This is a genomic window from Klebsiella sp. 141240 (genome assembly GCF_050600805.1).
GTDB lineage: Bacteria > Pseudomonadota > Gammaproteobacteria > Enterobacterales > Enterobacteriaceae > Klebsiella > Klebsiella aerogenes.
The window spans coordinates 1-3,740 of the sequence record NZ_JAQIRK010000041.1 but is presented as its reverse complement, the minus strand read 5'-3'; the positions used below and the strand labels follow the sequence as shown (position 1 = coordinate 3,740).

The following is a 3,740-nucleotide window of genomic DNA, read 5'->3' as shown; positions in this document are numbered from 1 at the left end:
CTGAAAATGCCGGCCTTTGAATGGGTTCATGTGCAGCTCCATCAGCAAAAGGGGATGATAAGTTTATCACCACCGACTATTTGCAACAGTGCCCTCAATAACGTGATCGAGGCCGATCACGGAAAGCTCAAGATACTGATCAAGCCGGTGCGCGGTTTCAAATCGATCCCCACGGCCTATGCCACGATCAAGGGATTCGAAGTCATGCGAGCCCTGCGCAAAGGACAGGCTCGCCCCTGGTGCCTGCAGCCCGGCATCAGGGGCGAGGTGCGCCTTGTGGAGAGAGCTTTTGGCATTGGGCCCTCGGCGCTGACGGAGGCCATGGGCATGCTCAACCACCATTTCGCAGCAGCCGCCTGATCGGCGCAGAGCGACAGCCTACCTCTGACTGCCGCCAATCTTTGCAACAGAGCCCGCCGTGCTAGTCTGCTCGGTGATGGTGGAGTGAAGCCAACCCGCAATCGGGTTATGAATCTGCATCGCGATTCGCAATCAGCTGTCTCTTGAGCATGTCGAACTCCTGCGATGTTATCTCGCCGTGCTCGTGCTGCTACACCAACTTGTCCAACTCATCCGCCACACCGCTCCCCACCACCTGCGATGGCCAGGTTGTTTGCTGGGCGCATTGGCGGAGTATCGTCTCGACCCGGGACACCCACACCGGCACAACCTTACGGGAGTGATTCACTGTCAAAGAATCGGCCCGGTGCTCTGACGCAAGTATCGGGATGGTCACCATTTGTAAGCCGTAGACCTGAGTGGTGATCAAGACTTCGATACCACCGACCGTACCGGTACTAATCGACGACGGTCGTGTTCGTCGCCTGCCGCAGGGACTCTGCACACCTCCGTTTACGCATGTGCCTGGAGGAGTTGGAAATCGTCGTGTTCGGGAAACATTAAACACAGGATGGCAGCGATCTGAGCCAGCACATGATCAGCTAGCTCACCATCCGGATCGACGGCCCACTGCATCGTCGCGCCAGCGATGACCGAGTGCAGGAGCAACTCAGCTGCCGCAGGAGCACCTGGGGGCAGTCGCTTGCGGATCCCCTCCACCACCGCGCGGTTCCGCTGGATCGCAAGCGTGCGTAGCTCCGGCACCTGGAGCTCGTACCAGGAGATGAGATAGTTCACCGAGAAGTCGTTGCGAGTGTTCATGCTCCGAACGAGCACCTGCAAAAATTCCCAGAGCCCTTGCGGCCCTGCGCCTATCGGTATCGCATTCAGGTAATGCCGCACCTGCTCGACGCCGCGCTCCATCATCCTCACCAGCAGCGTATCGCGGTTGGTGAAGCGCTGGATTAACGCTGCGCGGGAGAGCCCCACCTCCTTTGCTACTCCGCTGAGCGTGAACTCTATGGGACCGCAACGCTTCAGCACTACGGTGGCGGCCTCGAGTACCTCGTCATCGGACTTGAGCTTGGGGCGGGGCATCAGTGTTCACCTTCTGTATGGGTTGGGGCGGAGGCTGTGGCTGCCGCCGCCATTGTAGCAAATTGAAGACGGAGCGAGAGTAGAGCCACGAGCCCCGCAAACACGGCCGATACAACGAGGCCAGGGAGCGGACCAGCAAGGTCGACAAACGCGCCGGCCGCAAGCATAACCATGGGCGAGGCTGACAGCATCACCGCCGAGACCGTGCCGAGTACCCGGCCGAGAAGTTCTGGCGGCGTGCGGTTGTAGATGGCAGCGTTGAGAATGGGAGAGACTGAGCCGGTCAGCAGTCCCACGAGCGCGCCCAACAACATCAGCACCGGCACGCCTGGCAACTGTGAAAGCAGAAGCGAGCCCACCGCAGAGCCACAAAATGCCACCGCCAGCCAGTTCTGCGCTGATATCCGGGCGCCGACCGACGCATGAATGGCAATGCCAAGGAGACCACCAGCCCCCATCATTGAGGAGAACAGCCCGAGCTCTGCTACTTGGCGTCCTGCATCTACAAACAGCGCAGGCATGATGACGCTGCCGTTGGCGCCAACGATGCCCACGAAGATCATCACTATACCAAAGAGAGGGCGCAGCAGGGGTTCGCTCCAGAGAAAAGCGACGCCGGCGCGCATGGAGAGAGTCGCCGTCGTGGTCATCGTCCGAGCGGCACGCGCGGGAAGCACCCACGCGCCGAGCAGACCTGCAAGGACGGAGCAGAACGCCGTCAGCCCGAGCGTTGGCGCAGCGCCAAGCAGGCCGATTGCGGCCCCCCCAAGGGCCGGGCCACCTAGAATCGCGACGTTCCCGATCACCGCTTTCAGTGACGAGACGCGCTCAACGGAGAGCCCGGCGACGTGGCCGAGTTTGGGCAGCTCACTGTCCTGCGCGGCCATACCGGGTGCGTCGAACGCAGCACCGAGCACCACGCAAGCGATCAGCCCAGTGTTCGAGAGGGCGCCAACGGCATCGAGCAGTGGGATGCTCGCCATGGCCACGCCGCCCACCACACCCGAGATCAATGCGACGGGCGCGCGCCCGAACCGATCGACGAGGCCACCACCAACCCACGCGCCGATGATGGTCGCGATGACGCTGCTAGCGGCCGTGGCGCCCGCCCAGGCCGCGCTCTTTGTATGAGACAGGACGAACCATGGAAGCGCGAGGGCCGCCACCGCGTTGCCGATCCGGAAGAGAAAGGTCGCCGCGAACAGCGTCGCGAGCGGGCTATATCGACGTTCGCTCATTCCGCTGCGGCGAGCTGCGCCTTCGCCGCAGCGAGGTACTCTTCGTTACCCGAGTCGAGGGCGAAGAGTGCGTAGGTGACCGCCCCGAACGCAAGGCGCTCCGCGATGTGGTGGGCGAGCCGCGGCCACACCCGGCCACCGGCCGCTTCATACGTGAGGAGGAGCTTCGCGAGCCCCTCTTCACCAAAGACCATAAGGTGCGCGGCCATGTCGATGGCAGGGTCATCAACGCGGGCCTCGCTCCAGTCGATCATCCCGCTGACGCGCTCCGTGTTGTCGATGAGCACATGGCCCACGTAGAGATCGCCATGCACCACCACGGAGAAATCTGGCCACGACGAATCGTCGTCGAGCCAGCGCTGCCACCGGTGGAGGCGCTTGTCGTTCACCACGAACTCGCGTCGGACGCGGTCAACGTCGTCGGCCACCTTCTGACGGGCCTGCGTCGGTGTACGGATGAGCATCCCCGCATCCACGGCGGCGGAAATGGGGACGGCATGCAGGGCGGCGAGCGCGGTCGCGAAGCTCTCCGCGAAGACCTCCGAGTCCTGCGGCACGACCCAGTCGGGCGTGGACGAACCAGGCTGGATGACCATCGCAGTCGAGTCTTCGAGCATGGGATAGGCAACGAGCTCGGCGTTGGCCACGCGCCAGTCCGGCACCGCGAACGGCAGGCGATTCTTGAGCATTGCCAGCACCCGCGCCTCTGGTTCGACCTTCGCGCTTACCTCGGCTCGGCGCGGGATGCGCAGCACCCACCGACGTCCATCGTCGACGGTGGCGATCACGATCCTATAGTCGAGCCCAAGCTCATTGACAGTCAGCGGGCCATGGAGCTTGAGCCCATGTCGGGCTGCAAGTGCGTACAGTTGGGAGGTATCGGCGGTCGTGACTACGGTCATGATTCACTCCTGAGGGCTTGACGGGTTTAGCCACCTAAATGTAACAGTCACGTCGGTTATATTCAATCCGGCACTGTTGCAAAGTTAGCGATGAGGCAGCCTTTTGTCTTATTCAAAGGCCTTACATTTCAAAAACTCTGCTTACCAGGCGCATTTCGCCCAG

The 3,740-nt window shown here is 62.1% G+C and carries 4 protein-coding genes; 1 reads left to right on the top strand and 3 read right to left on the bottom strand.

All coding sequences use genetic code 11. The features are described from left to right. A partial coding sequence (locus tag PGQ95_RS26130; protein ID WP_430919860.1) for a DDE-type integrase/transposase/recombinase occupies positions 1–360 on the top strand: 360 nt, incomplete at its 5' end. Between the two features lie 492 nt (positions 361–852). On the opposite strand, the gene mphR(A) is transcribed toward PGQ95_RS26130, so the two are convergent. The 3 genes from mphR(A) to PGQ95_RS26115 are packed head-to-tail and all read right to left on the bottom strand — an operon-like array spanning position 853 to position 3,577. Further along, the gene (gene mphR(A), locus PGQ95_RS26125) at positions 853–1,437 is read right to left on the bottom strand and encodes a macrolide-binding transcriptional repressor MphR(A) (protein ID WP_001137892.1); all 585 of its coding nucleotides are present in this window, start codon (positions 1,435–1,437) and stop codon (positions 853–855) included. Then, positions 1,437–2,675, bottom strand: a complete 1,239-nt coding sequence (gene mrx(A), locus PGQ95_RS26120) for a macrolide resistance MFS transporter Mrx(A) (protein WP_000004159.1) — start codon at positions 2,673–2,675, stop codon at positions 1,437–1,439. Before mrx(A) ends, mphR(A) begins: the two co-directional genes overlap by 1 nt. Continuing rightward, positions 2,672–3,577 carry an Mph(A) family macrolide 2'-phosphotransferase gene (locus PGQ95_RS26115; RefSeq protein WP_000219391.1) on the bottom strand — a complete coding sequence of 302 codons (906 nt, stop codon included), beginning with the start codon at positions 3,575–3,577 and terminating at the stop codon, positions 2,672–2,674. Before PGQ95_RS26115 ends, mrx(A) begins: the two co-directional genes overlap by 4 nt. Positions 3,578–3,740: the final 163 nt, after the last annotated feature.